This is a genomic window from Streptomyces sp. NPDC002835, from assembly GCF_053591995.1.
Genome location: NZ_JBSFUW010000035.1, coordinates 45,345 through 60,591 on the forward strand (window position 1 = coordinate 45,345; position 15,247 = coordinate 60,591).

At 71.2% G+C, this 15,247-nt stretch carries 13 protein-coding genes; 11 read left to right on the top strand and 2 right to left on the bottom strand.

What is annotated here, in order from left to right:
- Positions 1-10: 10 nt before the first annotated feature.
- The 10 genes from ACWD01_RS29240 to ACWD01_RS29285 all read left to right on the top strand — a co-directional run bounded on the left by ACWD01_RS29240 (position 11) and on the right by ACWD01_RS29285 (position 11,726).
- On the top strand, positions 11-934 hold the full coding sequence (locus tag ACWD01_RS29240) for an N-acetylneuraminate synthase family protein (protein WP_451165862.1): 924 nt from the start codon (positions 11-13) through the stop codon (positions 932-934).
- Positions 935-1,317: 383 nt separating this feature from the next.
- A complete protein-coding gene (locus tag ACWD01_RS29245) occupies positions 1,318-2,352 on the top strand; it encodes a hypothetical protein (protein ID WP_451165864.1) in 1,035 nt (344 codons plus the stop codon).
- A 206-nt stretch (positions 2,353-2,558) separates the two neighbouring features.
- Entirely contained in the window at positions 2,559-3,794 is a 1,236-nt protein-coding gene (locus ACWD01_RS29250) for an amidohydrolase (protein ID WP_451165920.1), read from the top strand.
- A gap of 573 nt (positions 3,795-4,367) precedes the next feature.
- Positions 4,368-5,420, top strand: a complete 1,053-nt coding sequence (locus ACWD01_RS29255) for a BMP family lipoprotein (RefSeq protein ID WP_451165865.1) — start codon at positions 4,368-4,370, stop codon at positions 5,418-5,420.
- Between the two features lie 240 nt (positions 5,421-5,660).
- Positions 5,661-7,190: an ABC transporter ATP-binding protein gene (locus ACWD01_RS29260; protein WP_451165921.1), complete on the top strand. Its 1,530-nt coding sequence runs from the start codon at positions 5,661-5,663 to the stop codon at positions 7,188-7,190.
- Positions 7,187-8,296 carry an ABC transporter permease gene (locus tag ACWD01_RS29265; RefSeq protein WP_451165867.1) on the top strand — a complete coding sequence of 370 codons (1,110 nt, stop codon included), beginning with the start codon at positions 7,187-7,189 and terminating at the stop codon, positions 8,294-8,296. The genes ACWD01_RS29260 and ACWD01_RS29265 overlap by 4 nt, the downstream gene beginning before the upstream one ends.
- The gene (locus ACWD01_RS29270) at positions 8,293-9,561 is read left to right on the top strand and encodes an ABC transporter permease (RefSeq protein WP_451165868.1); all 1,269 of its coding nucleotides are present in this window, start codon (positions 8,293-8,295) and stop codon (positions 9,559-9,561) included. The genes ACWD01_RS29265 and ACWD01_RS29270 overlap by 4 nt, the downstream gene beginning before the upstream one ends.
- Positions 9,558-9,956, top strand: coding sequence for a cytidine deaminase (locus ACWD01_RS29275; protein ID WP_451165870.1), 399 nt, complete (start codon positions 9,558-9,560; stop codon positions 9,954-9,956). Before ACWD01_RS29270 ends, ACWD01_RS29275 begins: the two co-directional genes overlap by 4 nt.
- 97 nt (positions 9,957-10,053) lie before the next feature.
- Positions 10,054-11,331, top strand: coding sequence for a thymidine phosphorylase (locus ACWD01_RS29280; RefSeq protein ID WP_451165871.1), 1,278 nt, complete (start codon positions 10,054-10,056; stop codon positions 11,329-11,331).
- A gap of 110 nt (positions 11,332-11,441) precedes the next feature.
- Positions 11,442-11,726 carry an STAS domain-containing protein gene (locus ACWD01_RS29285; RefSeq protein ID WP_451165873.1) on the top strand — a complete coding sequence of 95 codons (285 nt, stop codon included), beginning with the start codon at positions 11,442-11,444 and terminating at the stop codon, positions 11,724-11,726.
- Positions 11,727-11,735: 9 nt separating this feature from the next.
- On the opposite strand, the gene ACWD01_RS29290 is transcribed toward ACWD01_RS29285, so the two are convergent.
- On the bottom strand, positions 11,736-12,767 hold the full coding sequence (locus ACWD01_RS29290) for a sigma-70 family RNA polymerase sigma factor (RefSeq protein ID WP_451165875.1): 1,032 nt from the start codon (positions 12,765-12,767) through the stop codon (positions 11,736-11,738).
- A gap of 192 nt (positions 12,768-12,959) precedes the next feature.
- Positions 12,960-14,231, bottom strand: coding sequence for an MFS transporter (locus ACWD01_RS29295; RefSeq protein ID WP_451165877.1), 1,272 nt, complete (start codon positions 14,229-14,231; stop codon positions 12,960-12,962).
- A 62-nt stretch (positions 14,232-14,293) separates the two neighbouring features.
- Here ACWD01_RS29295 and ACWD01_RS29300 point away from each other — a divergent pair, with 62 nt between their 5' ends.
- On the top strand, positions 14,294-15,247 hold the full coding sequence (locus ACWD01_RS29300; protein WP_451165879.1) for a LysR family transcriptional regulator: 954 nt from the start codon (positions 14,294-14,296) through the stop codon (positions 15,245-15,247).

Genomic DNA, 15,247 nt, shown 5'->3' on the forward strand with positions numbered 1-15,247 from the left:
AACCACCTCCATGAGCACGTCCCGCCTGCGCACCCTCGGCAACAAGACCGCCGGCCCCGGCCACCCGGTCTACGTCACCGGTGAGATCGGCATCAACCACAACGGTGACCTGGAGAACGCCTTCGCCCTGATCGACGCCGCCGCCGAAGCGGGCTGCGACGCCGTCAAGTTCCAGAAGCGCACCCCGGAGATCTGCACCCCGCGCGACCAGTGGGACATCGAGCGCGACACCCCCTGGGGCCGGATGACGTACATCGACTACCGCCACCGCGTCGAGTTCGGCGAGGACGAGTACCGCCGGATCGACGAGCACTGCAAGAAGCGCGGCATCGACTGGTTCGCCTCCCCGTGGGACACCGAGGCCGTCGCCTTCCTGGAGAAGTTCGACGTCCCCGCCCACAAGGTGGCCTCCGCGTCCCTCACCGACGACGAGCTGCTGCGCGCCCTGCGCGCCACCGGCAAGACGGTCATTCTCTCCACCGGCATGTCGACCCCGAAGCAGATCCGGCACGCGGTCGAGGTCCTCGGCAGCGACAACATCCTGCTCTGCCACGCCACCTCGACGTACCCGGCCAGGGCCGAGGAGCTCAACCTGCGGGTCATCGACACCCTGAAGGAGGAGTACCCGAACGTCCCGATCGGCTACTCCGGCCACGAGACCGGTCTGCAGACCACCCTCGCCGCCGTCGCCCTCGGCGCCGCGTTCGTCGAGCGCCACATCACCCTCGACCGCGCGATGTGGGGCTCCGACCAGGCCGCCTCCGTCGAGCCGCAGGGCCTCACCCGCCTGGTGCGTGACATCCGCACCATCGAGGAGGCGCTCGGCGACGGCGTCAAGAAGGTCTACGACTCTGAGCTCGCCCCCATGAAGAAGCTGCGCCGCGTCGCGGGCGTCGTGGCCGAGGCGGGCGACCGTGAGCCGGCCACGGTCTGACGACCGCGGAGGTGCGCCCGGCGCACCCGCCGCCGGGCCCGGGGGCCTCGCCCCCGGCCCACTGCGCCGCGGTCTCCGGTGTTGCCGTCGGTCAGCGCGGCGAGCGGGGGAGCAGCGCGCAGCGCGGTACGGGGTCCGGCGGCGGCTCCGGTTCGGGAACCGGGCGGGGGCCGGGCGGGGAATCCGGCCTGCCGCAGGCGCGGTCCGCGTCGCACGACCGGGCCGCGGGCACGCCCGGCCCGGCCGGTGACCCGCCCGGCCCGGGAGCGCGGCCCGGACACGACCGCGGCACGGCGCAGCCGGCCGCAATCAACCATCGCCCTGCGGGGCGGCCAGCCACGGACCCGGCCGCAGGCCGGCCCGGCATCACGAGGTGACAACCAGTGAATCTCGCGTTCGTCGAGAGTCCGGTCCAGCTCCTGAACGTCCTGGAGTGGGCCCATGCCGCGCCGACCGCACCCGGGCCCGACGGCCTCACCGTGGTCGTGCTGTCGCCCACCGACCCCATGTCGCGCGGCCAGCTGCGCCGGATGGCGGAGCTGGCCCGTGACGCCGGGTGCACCGTCCGCTGGCAGGAGGCGCGCGGCGGCGCGGGCGCCCCGCTGCGCACCGTGCGCGAGCTCGGCCCTGTACTGCGCCGCGCCGAGCGCATCGTCATCGGTGACCCGTTCTCCCGTTACGTGCAGCTGCTGCTGACCCTGGTCGGCAGGAAGGACGTGACCGTCGTCGACGACGGCACCGCGACCATGGAGTTCGTCGCCCAGGTCGCCCGCGGCGAGCAACTGGTGCGCTGGCACCGGCGGGGCGGCCGCCGGGGGCCGCGCGAGCTGGTGCTAGCGCCCGTGACGTTCCTGGCACGGCGGCGGCTGAGCCCGTCGAAGGACCGGTCGGTCGAGGTTTTCACCTCGATGCCGGTCGAACCGCAGGCCGGGATCACCGTCACCCGCAACGACTTCGCCTGGACGCGGGCCCGGTTCGGCCCGCCGAAGATCACCCGTGGCGCGGACCTGGTCGGCACCTCCCTGGTGGAGACCGGCGTCGTCGACCTCGGCCCGTACCTGGAGGCGGTGGCCGCCCTCGCCCGTACGCACGGCGCGACCCGCTACTTCGCCCACCGCAGGGAGAGCTCCGACAAGCTCCACCGGCTCGCCGTGGAGACCGGCCTCGAAGTGGTCCGCCCCGAACTGCCGCTCGAGCTGATCGCCCGGCGCGGCCCGATCGGAGCAACGGTGCTGAGCTTTCCCTCCACCGTCGTCCACACCCTCCCGCTCGCCCTGGCGGACACGGGCATCAAGGTCGCGGTCTGCGACATCGCACCCGAATGGCTCAGGGAGAACGCCTCACCGCGCGCCCAGGGCTTCCTGGCGGGGGTCACGGGCACGGCCCGCGATGTGCAGCGGCTGCCCGCGCCGGCTTGAAGAGCCGGGAAGCGGCGGCCGTGACCGGGCGGGCACCGCCCGGAACGGGAAGATCGACTCAAGAGCGAGCTGGGTGAGTGTACCCACCGTCAAATGCGACCAATCGCCATGCGCCCCAAAAAGTGTCCCCTGAGAGGCTGATGTTTTGTTGATCGCCCGGTAGTTGAGGCACGAAGGGGCATACCCTTCACTGGGTGAACCAGTTGATGTCCCGCGAGTCAGAAGATGTCGAACAGCCCGGCGCAGTCGCACTGCCCGGCACGCTGCCGGAGTCGCTGCGTGCCGAACTGATCGCGTTCCGGCGCGACTTGCACATGCACCCCGAGCTCGGCAACCAGGAGTTCCGCACCACCGCCGCGATCAAGGCGCGCCTCGAGCAGGCCGGGCTCCAGCCCCGCGTCCTCGCCGCCGGCACCGGCCTGATCTGCGACATCGGTAAGCCGGCTCCGGGCGCCGTACGGCCCTTCTTCGCGATCCGCGCCGACATCGACGCGTTGCCCATCCCCGACACCAAGACCGGCGTCCCCTACCGCTCCACCGTGCCCGACCGCGCCCACGCCTGCGGCCACGACGTGCACACCACCGTCGCGCTCGGCGCGGGGCTCGTCCTCGCCGACCTCGACCGGCAGGGGCTCCTGCCGCAGCCGGTCCGGCTGATCTTCCAGCCCGCGGAGGAAGTGCTGCCGGGCGGTGCGGCCGACGCGATCGAGTCCGGCGTACTCGAAGGCGTCAACAAGATCATCGCGGTGCACTGCGACCCCAAGGTCGACGCGGGCCTCATCGGGCTGCGGCCCGGCCCCATCACCTCCGCCTGCGACCGCCTCGAAGTCACCCTCGACGGCCCCGGCGGCCACACCGCCCGACCGCACCTGACCACCGACCTGGTCACCGCGGCGGCGAAGATCGTCACCGAGGTCCCCGCGCTCCTCGCCCGCCGCGTCGACGCGCGGTCCGGCCTCGCGGTCACCTGGGGGCGCATCGAGGCCGGCCACACCTGCAACGTCATCCCGCAGCACGCGGAGCTCTCCGGCACCGTCCGCTGCCTCGACCTGCCCGGATGGCGCGACGCGCCGGACCTCGTGCACGCGGCGATCGACGAGATCGCGACGCTGCACCGGGCCAAGTCCGAGATCAGCTACATCCGCGGCGTCCCGCCGGTCGTCAACGACCCCGCGGTCACCGACCTGCTGCGCGACGCGCAGACGGCGCGGCGCGGATCGTATGCGATCGAGGACACCGAGCAGAGCCTGGGCGGCGAGGACTTCTCCTGGTACCTGGAGCACGTCCCGGGCGCGATGGCCCGCCTGGGCGTCCGCGTCCCGGGCGACACGGTCCGCAGGGACCTGCACCGGGGCGACTTCGACGTGGACGAGTCCTCGATCACGACGGGCGTGGAACTCTTCACGGCGGCGGCCCTCCTGGACCCCCGCCTCCCGCTCTGACGCGTCCGGGTCGGTGGGTGCGCGTTCCCGGGGCGGGCGCGCCGGGTCGTCGGGCGCGGCGTGCCCCGGGGTGGGCCTGCCCCGGTCCCAGGGCATGGCGTCGCCCGGGGCCGGGGCGTGGCCGCGCCGGTGGTGGGTGCGGGGGTCGGGGCCTCCGGAGGGGGGATCCCGGACATGCCCCCGGAGCGGTACCCGGACGCCGAACGCACAGGAGCGGGCCGGGACCAGGCACGTAACCCGGACCCACCGGGCCCCGCCCGGACACGCGGCACCCGGACGCCGAACGACCCGGACCCGGTCAGGACTGGGCACTGACCCGGACGCCACCCGGGCCGCACCCGGAGGCCGAACGACCGGGGGCGTAATCCGGACAGGGCGGGCCCCGTGAGGGCGACACGCCGAGGTGTGGCCCGGTCGGGCGGGGCGTAACGTGGTTGCCGCCCGCCCAAGGGCTTCGCGACGATCCGATAACGACTGATGAACGGGTCTTTAACTGACATCTACGCGCGTTACGATCGCCGCGAACCCAGCGCCGGAAGTGGCGCTTTCGGTCAGGTTTAAAGGAGCCCCCCAGTGCGCCGGATCACCAGGATCGCCACCGTGGGCATCGCGTCCGCGGCTCTCGCACTGTCTGCCACCGCGTGTGGCGGCAACAAGTCGTCCGAGTCGGGTGGCTCGGACGACAAGGGCGGCAAGGCCGCCATCGCGTACGACATCGGTGGCCGCGGCGACCAGTCGTTCAACGACGCCGCCTTCGCGGGCCTGGAAAAGGCCGAGAAGGAACTCGACATCGAGGGCAACGACGCCGAGCCCAGCGAGGGGGAGGGTGACCCGGACAAGATCCAGCGCCTGACCGCGCTGGCCCGCGCCGGCAACAACCCGGTGATCGGTGTCGGCTTCGCCTACGCGCCCGCCATCGCGGAGGTCGCCCCGAACTTCCCGAAGACGACCTTCGGTCTCATCGACGACACCTCGAAGACCGGCCCGAACATCGCCAACCTGGTGTTCAACGAGGAGCAGGGCTCCTACCTGGCCGGTGTCGCCGCCGCCAAGGTGACGAAGACGAACACCGTCGGCTTCATCGGCGGCGTCGAGACCCCGCTGATCAAGAAGTTCGAGGCGGGCTTCGTCCAGGGCGTCAAGGACACCAAGCAGGGTGTCAACGTCAAGGTCCAGTACCTGACGCAGCCGCCGGACTTCGGTGGCTTCTCGAAGCCGGACCTCGGCAAGGCCGCCGCGCAGGGCCAGCTCGACGCGGGCGCGGACGTGATCTACGCGGCCGCCGGTCTCGCGGGCTCCGGTTCGATCGAGGCGACCGCCAAGGCCGGCAAGTGGGCCATCGGCGTCGACTCGGACCAGTACAACCAGAAGGGTCTGGCCGCCTACAAGGACCAGATCCTGACCTCGGTCACCAAGAACGTCTCCGGTGCCGTGTTCAACCTGATCAAGTCGGTCCAGGACGGCAAGCCGCAGAACGGTGAGGTCCGCTACGGCCTCGAGGACGACGGTGTCGCCCTGTCCAAGTCCAACCCGGCCTTCACCAAGATGACGGACGTCATCGAGGCGGTCGACAAGGCCAAGGCCGACATCATCGCCGGCAAGATCGAGGTCAAGACCGCTCCGTAACCGAGCGGCCGGTACCGCAGGTCCGCGGGCCCGGGGCGTCAGCCCCCACGGCCCGCGGACCGGTTTCCGGCCCCCGGGTTTTGGTTTTCGGGAGCGCTACGCGCGTAGAGGGCGTTCCGGCGCGATAACTTCGCCACGCCCCCATGACCACCACAGCCCGCCCCTTCCGCCTGCCCTCCCGCTCCTTTCCGCCAAGGAGAGTGCGTCATCAACGCGTCCAGCCCTCCTGCCGCCGTAGAACTGCGCGGCATCACCAAGCGCTTCCCCGGCGTCGTCGCCAACCACGACATCGACATCACGATCCACCAGGGCACCGTGCACGCCCTGGTGGGTGAGAACGGTGCCGGCAAGTCGACCCTGATGAAGATCCTTTACGGCATGCAGAAGCCGGACGAGGGAACCATCACCGTCGGCGGCGACCAGGTCACCTTCTCGAGCCCCGCCGACGCCATCGCGCGCGGCATCGGCATGGTGCACCAGCACTTCATGCTGGCCGACAACCTCACCGTCCTGGAGAACGTCGTTCTCGGCGGCGAGAAGCTGTACGGCATCGGCGCCAAGGCCCGGAAGAAGATCCAGGAGATCTCCGACGCGTACGGCCTCGGCGTGCGCCCGGACGTCCTCGTCGAGCAGCTCGGTGTCGCCGACCGCCAGCGTGTCGAGATCCTGAAGGTCCTCTACCGCGGCGCCCGCACCCTGATCCTCGACGAGCCGACCGCCGTGCTCGTCCCGCAGGAGGTCGACGCCCTCTTCGCCAACCTGCGCGAGCTCAAGGCCGAGGGCCTGACCGTCATCTTCATCTCGCACAAGCTGGGCGAGGTGCTGTCGGTCGCCGACGAGATCACGGTCATCCGCCGCGGCACGACCGTCGGCACCGCCGACCCGCGCAGCACCACGACCAAGCAGCTCGCCGAGCTGATGGTCGGCACCGAGCTGCCGTCGCCGGAGACCCGCGAGTCGACGGTCACCGATGTGGAGATGCTCAAGGTCGACGACCTGCGGCTCACGGCCACCGACCCGGAGGGCGTGGTGCGCGAGGTCCTCGACCGGATCGGCTTCACCATCCACAAGGGTGAGGTCATGGGTATCGCCGGTGTCGAGGGCAACGGCCAGACCGAGCTCATCGAGGCCCTTATCGGCCTGCGCGACCCGGACGCCGGCGTCATCACGCTCGACGGCACCGACATCTCCCACGCGGCCACCCGCAAGCGCCGCGAGGCCGGCGTCGGCTACATCCCGGAGGACCGGCACCGGCACGGCCTGCTGCTGGAGTCCCCGCTGTGGGAGAACCGCATCCTCGGCCATGTGACGGAGCCGCCCAACAGCAAGAAGGGCCTGCTCGACCTCAAGGCCGCCCGCCAGGACACCGAGCGCATCGTGCGCGAGTACGACGTCCGCACGCCCGGCATCGAGGTCACCGCCGCCTCGCTGTCCGGCGGCAACCAGCAGAAGCTGATCGTCGGCCGCGAGATGAGCCACACGCCCAAGCTGCTGATCGCCGCACACCCCACCCGCGGTGTCGACGTCGGCGCGCAGGCGCAGATCTGGGACCAGATCCGGGAGGCACGCCGCGAGGGCCTCGCGGTGCTGCTGATCTCCGCCGACCTGGACGAGCTCATCGGGCTCTCCGACACCCTGCGGGTGATGTACCGGGGCCGGCTGGTCGCGGACGCCGACCCCGCCACGATCACCCCCGAGGAACTGGGCACGGCCATGACCGGCGCCGCGTCCGGCCACCTCGAGCACCACGAGAACGGTGAGAGCCGATGAAGAAGTTCGACAAGGACCGGCTGATCCTGGGCCTCGCGGGCCCGGCGCTCGCCCTGGTCGTGGCCTTCCTGCTCACCTCCGTGGTGCTGGTCGTCTCCGACCTCAGCCCCGTCGAGCCGTACCGGCTGATGGTCGAGCAGATCGAGTTCACGGACGTCCAGGTCCTGATCCTCAACCAGACCGGCATCTACTATCTGGCAGCCCTGGCCGTCGCCATCGGCTTCCGGATGAACCTCTTCAACATCGGCGTCGACGGCCAGTACCGCCTCGCGGTCATGCTGGCCGCCGTCGTCGGCGCCACGGTGGAGCTGCCCGGCCCGCTGCACATCCTGCTGATCGTGCTCGTCGCCATGGCCGTCGGCGCCTTCTGGGCGGGCATCGCGGGCATCCTCAAGAGCACCCGCGGGGTGAGCGAGGTCGTCTCCACGATCATGCTCAACGCCATCGCGACCAGCCTGATCGCCTGGATGATCCTGCCGGCGAACCTGGGCGTGCGGCCGGAGGGGTCCAACGACCTGAACACCGGCATCATCGCCGAGTCCGGTTGGTTCCCGGGTCTGCAGCTGGAAGGCGGCACGATCTACGGCTTCACCTTCGTCGCGTTCGCGCTCGGCATCGTCTACTGGTTCGTGCTGAACCGCACCCGGTTCGGCTTCGACCTGCGCGCCACCGGCGCCAGCGAGTCCGCCGCCCAGGCGAGCGGCGTCGACGCCAAGCGGATGGTCCTCACGGCCATGCTCATCTCCGGCGCCATGGCCGGTCTCGCCGGTATGCCGATGCTGCTCGGCCAGACCCACACGTACAGCCTGAGCTTCCCGGTCGGTGTCGGCTTCACCGCCATCGGTATCGCCCTGCTCGGCCGCAACAACCCGATCGGCATCCTCTTCGCCTCGCTGCTCTTCGCCTTCCTGGACAAGACGGCGGAAGGCATCGGCCTGGAGGGTTACCCGAAGGAGATCGCGGTGATCATGCAGGGCCTGATCGTGATCGCGGTCGTCGTGTCCTACGAACTGGTCCGTCAGTACGGGCTCCGCCGTCAGCAGCAGAAGGTCGGCGAGGAGCTCGCCGCGCAGGCCCGCAAGAACAAGGAGGTCGCAGCGGCATGAGCGAGTCGACGAGCACCGTCTCCGTGGCCAGTACCGCGCCCAAGAAGGGCGGCGGCCGCCGCAAGCTGTCCCTGCCCGTCATCCTGCTGATCATCGCGGGCGGACTGGCCCTGTTCTCTCTGGTGCGGGTCATCAGCGGCGCGAACGACCTCACCTCCGTCGGCCAGGTCTCCGGTGCGCTCCAGCTCGCCGTGCCGATCGGGCTCGCCGGTCTCGGCGGCCTGTGGGCCGAGCGGGCCGGCGTCATCAACATCGGTCTCGAGGGCATGATGATCCTCGGCACCTGGTTCGGCGCCTGGGCGGGCTACCAGTGGGGCCCGTGGACCGGTGTGCTGCTCGGCATCGTCGGCGGTGCGCTCGGCGGTCTGCTGCACGCGGTGATGACGGTGACCTTCAAGGTCAATCACATCGTCTCCGGTGTCGCCATCACCATCCTGGCCACCGGTCTCACCCGGTACATGTCCAACTTCACCTTCGCGGAGACCGAGGGCGGCTCCTCCAAGCAGTCCCCGCGCATCGACGCCATCGACCGCATCACGATCCCGGGGGTCTCCGACGGGCTGGGCGATCTCCAGGCGAAGCACTGGTTCTTCGTCTCCGACCTGGCCGGCGTCCTCGGCGGCCTGGTGACCAACCTGTCGCTGCTGACCGTCGTCGCGCTGCTGCTCGTGCCGGGCAGCTGGTGGGTGCTGTGGCGTACGGGCTTCGGCCTGCGGCTGCGCTCCTGCGGTGAGAACCCGGTCGCCGCCGAGTCGCTCGGCGTCAACGTCTACAAGTACAAGTACATCGCCGTGATCGTCTCCGGCGGCCTGGCCGGCCTCGGCGGCGCCTTCCTCGCGATCATCACCGGCATCTACCAGGAGGGCCAGACCGGCGGCCGCGGCTACATCGGTCTCGCCGCCATGATCTTCGGCAACTGGATGCCGGGCGGCATGGCGCTGGGCGCGGGCCTGTTCGGCTTCACCGACAGCCTCAAGCTGCGCGGCGGAGCGGTGAACGTCCACGCGATGCTGCTGCTGCTCGCCATCCTGCTGCTGATCGCGGTGGTCTGGATGCTGTACCGGAAGAAGTACGTGCAGGCCGTGATCTCGGCGGCGTTCTCCGCGCTGCTGTTCACCTGGTACGCGCTCACCGACGAGCTGCCCAGCCAGTTCGTCGACGCCGCGCCGTACGTCGCCACCCTGCTGGTGCTCGCGGTGTCCGCACAGCGGCTCCGTATGCCGAAGGCCAACGGCCGGCCGTACTTCAGGGGCCAGGGCAAATGACGGCGGACGACGGCTTCGACTGGGACGCCCTGCGGGCACGGGCGCGTGCGGCGATGTCGCACGCGTACGCCCCCTACTCGGGCTTCCCGGTCGGCGTCGCCGCCCTCGTCGACGACGGCCGTACGGTCACCGGCTGCAATGTCGAGAACGCCTCGTACGGGCTCGGCCTGTGCGCCGAGTGCGGCCTCGTCTCGCAGTTGCAGGCCACCGGCGGCGGCCGGCTGACCCACTTCACCTGCGTCGACGGCCGGGGCGAGCTGCTGGTGCCGTGCGGCCGCTGCCGGCAGCTGCTGTACGAGTTCGGCGGGCCCGGACTGCTGCTGGACACCCCGGGCGGCATCCTGCCGCTCTCGGAGATGCTGCCGCAGGCCTTCGGGCCCGGCCATCTCGACTGAAACACCCCGCGGCCCTTCCGCTCCCGGCGGGAGGGCCGCTCCCCTACCCTCTTTCTATGCGCGTAGAGCGCCGCCCGGAACAACCTGGAGGAATGCCATGGACGTCATCTCCGTCATCCGCACCAAGCGGGACCGCGGCGAGCTGAGCCCGGAGCAGATCGACTGGGTGATCGACGCCTACACCCGTGGCGAGGTCGCCGACGAGCAGATGTCGGCGCTGGCCATGGCCATCCTCATCAACGGCATGAACCGCACCGAGATCGCCCGCTGGACCGCCGCGATGATCGCCTCCGGCGAGCGGATGAACTTCGACGCGCTCTCCCGCCCCACCGCCGACAAGCACTCCACCGGCGGCGTCGGCGACAAGATCACGCTGCCGCTCGCGCCGCTGGTCGCCGCCTGCGGCGCGGCCGTGCCGCAGCTCAGCGGCCGCGGTCTCGGCCACACCGGCGGCACGCTCGACAAGCTGGAGTCGATCCCCGGCTGGCGCGCGCTGCTCTCCAACGAGGAGATGCTGCACGTCCTCGACAGCACCGGCGCGGTCATCTGCGCGGCCGGCGACGGTCTCGCCCCCGCCGACAAGAAGCTCTACGCCCTGCGGGACGTCACCGGCACCGTCGAGGCCATCCCGCTGATCGCCTCCTCGATCATGTCGAAGAAGATCGCCGAGGGCACCGGCTCGCTCGTCCTCGACGTCAAGGTCGGCACCGGCGCCTTCATGAAGACCATCGAGGACGCCCGCGAACTGGCCTCCACCATGGTCGCGCTGGGCACCGACAGCGGCGTGAAGACGGTCGCGTTGCTCACCGACATGTCCACCCCGCTCGGCCTGACCGCGGGCAACGCGCTCGAGGTCCGTGAGTCCGTCGAGGTCCTGGCGGGCGGCGGCCCGGCGGACGTCGTCGAGCTGACCCTCGCACTCGCCCGCGAGATGCTGGACGCCGCCGGCATCAAGGACGCCGACCCGGCGAAGGCCCTCGCCGACGGCTCCGCGATGGACGTGTGGCGCCGCATGATCGCCGCGCAGGGCGGCGACCCGGACGCCACGCTGCCCGTCGCCCGCGAGCGGCACGTCGTCACCGCCCCGTCCTCGGGCGTCCTGACCCGTCTCGACGCCTACGACGTCGGTATCGCCGCCTGGCGCCTCGGGGCCGGCCGCGCCCGCAAGGAGGACCCGGTCCAGGCGGGCGCGGGCGTCGAGATGCACGCCAAGCCCGGCGACACCGTGACCGCCGGCCAGCCGCTGCTGACCCTCCACACGGACACCCCGGAGAAGTTCGACTACGCCCTGCGGTCCCTGGGCACCGCCTTCGACATCGCGGAGCCGGGCGCGGAGTTCACCGCGAACCCGATCGTGCTGGACCGCATCGCCTGACCTGGTACGCGTGAGCGGGATCCACCGGTCCCGCGCAGGGCTTCGCCGCCGCGATGAGTTCCCGTCGCGGCGGCGGTCATCCCCTCGTGGAAGCCATCCAGCCTGCTGTCATGTGCATCACCGGGAGGATCACCCCCGGCGATGTGCCGCGCCTCTGCGAGGAGCTCCGCCGCCTGCTCCAGGACCACGGCGGAGCGGGCGGTGACCCTCCCGACGAGGTGTTCTGCGACATCGGCGGACTGACCCAGGTGAACCTGGCCGCCGTCGACGCCTTGGCCCGCCTGCACCTCGTCGCGCGCCGGCGGCGCAGCCGGTTCCGGGTGCGGAACGCCGGACCCGAACTGCTCGCCATGCTGGAGCTGGTGGGCCTGCCGGAACTGGCCGACGTGGCCTAGCCCTTGTTCTTACTCCTGGCCCTGGGCCGCCCCCGGCTCAGCCTCCGCCACCGGCTCGCCCTGCTTGTCCAGGCGGGCCGGCAGGTCGAAGAGCGGGAACCAGCGCTTGGTGTCCAGGAAGAAGTCCATCCCGCCGACCTTGCCGTCACAGAGCTCGAGGACGATGAGCGCCCACGGCTCGTACCCCTCGCCGTCCGCCGACGGGTGGTAGTGGGCGAAGGCCGGGACGCCGTTCGCCACGGTCGGCACCAGCTTCGAACCCCGGCACACGTCGCCGACGCCGAGCATCCAGCCCACGATGTCGTCGTGCCCGCGCAGCCACAGGTCGTACGGCGGCATGGACATCGTCGCGTCCTCGTGGAGCAGCGCCGTCAGCGCCTTCATGTCGTACCCCTCGAAGGCGGCGACATAGCGGTTCAGCAGATCCTGCTGCTCCTCGTCGAGCGGGTCCGCCGCGTCCGACGCGGCGGGCCGCTGTTCGGCGAGGGTCGCCCTGGCCCGCTGGAGCGCGCTGTTGACCGAGGCGACCGTGGTGCCGAGGAGCTCGGCCACCTCGCTCGCCTTCCAGGCCAGCACTTCGCGGAGGATCAGCACGGCCCGCTGCTTGGGCGGCAGATGCTGCAGCGCGGCGAGGAAGGCCAACCGGATCGTCTCCCGCTCCACCGTGGTCTCCGCCGGGTCCACCACCGACGGCAGCACCCGTCCGTCCGGCACCGGCTCCAGCCAGGTGATCTCCGGACGGGCGTTGAGCTGGGCCTGGGCGACCGGCGTCGGACCGGACAGATCCATCGGCCGTGCGCGGCGGTTGCCCGCGTTCAGCATGTCCAGGCACACGTTCGTCGCGATCCGGTACAGCCAGGAGCGCAGCGAGGATCTTCCCTCGAACTTGTCGAAGCTGCGCCACGCCCGGACCATCGTGTCCTGGACCGCGTCCTCCGCCTCGAAGGACGAGCCGAGCATCCGATAGCAGTAGCCGGTCAGCTCTCTTCGGTGCTGCTCCAGCCGCGAATCCAGGTCCTGCGTCGTCGCGAGGTCACTCATGCGGGTCCACCCTTGTCACCCATCGGTACCACCGCTTCGAAAGCTACCGCAGGGCACTGACACTCACCGCCCGACAGGAGAATCCGGTCGGTATCCGCGCCTGTTCGGTTCCGTTCGGTTCCTTTCCGTGCACGATTCCCTTCCGTGCACTCTCGGCGATGCGGCGCTGGGCAGCAGCCGTGTCGTGCGTGCTCAGCGCACCGCGCCCGCCGGCACCAGCCGGGCCTGCGTCCGGGCCGCGTGCGTCCCGTAGAGCGTGATCGACACGACGCCCAGGACCGCCAGCAGACCCAGCAGCACCGTGCCGCCCCAGCCGCCGGAGTGGAAGGCGACCGCGCCGAGCGTGCCGCCCGCGCTGCTGCCCAGGTAGTACGCGGACTGGTAGAGCGCGGACGCCTGGGCGCGGCCCGTCGTCGCCGTACGGCTCACCGAGGAGGAGGCCACCGCGTGGCCCGCGAAGAAGCCGGCGGTGATCAGGACGAGGCCGAGCAGCACCGCCGTCAGCGTGGCGGCGAGCGACAGCAGCAGCCCCGCGGTGGTCGTCGTCACCGCCAGGTACAGCGCGCCCCGGCGGCCCATGCGGGCGACCAGGCCGCCGGCCGCCGCGGAGGAGACCGTACCGACCAGATACACCAGGAAGACGGAGCCGATCACGCCCTGGGGGAGGCTGAACGGCGCCTCGATCAAGCGGTATCCGATCACCGTGTAGACGGCGCCGAAGACGGTCATGAACAGCGCGCCGATCGCGTACAGCCGCAGCAGCAGCGGGTCGGCGAGATGGCCGCGGACCGTCCTCGCCAGGGTGCGCGGGTTCAGCGTGCCCGGCGTGAAGTGCCGTGCCTTCGGCAGCAGCGCGCGGAAGACCAGCGCGCAGAGCAGCGCCATCACGCCGACCGCGGCGAGTCCGGCCCGCCAGCCGAACGCCTGCGCCACCCAGCCGGTGACGATCCGGCCGCTCATGCCTCCGATGCTGTTGCCCGCCACGAACAGGCCGATCGCGCCGACCAGCGCCTTCGGCCGGACCTCCTCCGCGAGGAACGCCATCGCCGACGCCGGCAGTCCGGCCAGCGCCGCGCCCTGCACGGCGCGCAGCGCCACCAGCGACTCGACGTTCGGCGCGAACGGCACCAGCAGGCCCACCACGACCGCGACCACGAGGGACACGTTCATGACCGTCGTCCGCCCGTAGCGCTCGGACAGCGCGCTCAGCGGCAGTACGCACAGAGCCAGCGCGCCCGTCGCGGCGGAGACCGTCCAGCTCGCGGTGCCCGCGGTGACGCCGAACTCGGCGGAGACTGCGGGCAGCAGGGCCTGCGTGGAGTAGAGGAGGGCGAAGGCCGCCATGCCGGCGGCGAAGAGCGCGAAGCTCATGCGGCGGTAGCCGGGCGCGCCGGGGGAGAGGAGTTCGGGAGACGACGGGGCGGCGCCCACGGTGGTGGGCGCCTTGGTACTGGCAGGAGGCATACGTCGAAGGTAGGACGACGTTTTTCATGCGTCCAATGCATGAAACAGCGACAATCGTTCCCATGGTGCATGAACACAGCTCAGCGCGTCGCCTGTCACCAGGCAGTTACGAAGAAGACATCGCGCGGGAGCTTGCTCCCCGCCTCGCGTACTTCGCCGGGGTCGCCCGCCACGAGCATGTGACGCGCGCCGCACAGGACATGGGCGTCCCGCAGTCGACGCTGTCGCGGGCGATCGTCCGCCTCGAGGCGGACCTGGGCGTCACGCTGTTCGCCCGCAAGGGCCGCACCGTCGCGCTCACCCCCGCAGGCCGGACCTTCCTTGCCTCGGTGGAACGGGCGCTGGCCGAGGTGGAGCGGGGCGCCGAATCCGTACGCGCCGACACCGACCCCCGCTCGGGCAGGATCGCCTTCGGCTTCCTCCACACCATGGGCTCGGAGACGGTGCCCGGTCTCATCCGCGCCTTCCGCGCGGACCACCCGCGCATCCGCTTCACCCTCGTCCAGAACTACGGCGAGGCGATGATCGAACGGCTCCGGGCGGGCGAGCTGGACCTGTGCCTCACCTCGCCCGTGCCCGACGCCCCCGACCTGGTCGCCCGCCGCCTCGACGAACAGCGGCTGCGGCTCGTCGTCCCCGACGACCACCGGCTCGCGGGCCGCAAGCGCGTCCGCCTCGCCGAGGCCGCCGACGAGACCTTCGTGACCCTCGAACCCGGCTACGGGCTGCGGCGCATCACCGACGACCTGTGCGCCCAGGCGGGCTTCGTCCCACGCGTCGCCTTCGAGGGCGAGGAGGCGGAGACGCTGCGCGGACTGGTGGCGGCCGGCCTGGGGGTGGCCCTGCTGCCGCCGCCGGCCGTCGCCCGCCCGGGGGTCGTGGAACTGACGGTGACGGCGCCCAGGGCCGCCCGCGAGATCGGTGTCGCCTGGCTCGACGGCCACCCGGACACCCCGCCGGTCGCGGAGTTCAAACGCTTCCTGCTGTCCCGGCGCGGCCGCCTCCTGCCGGACTGA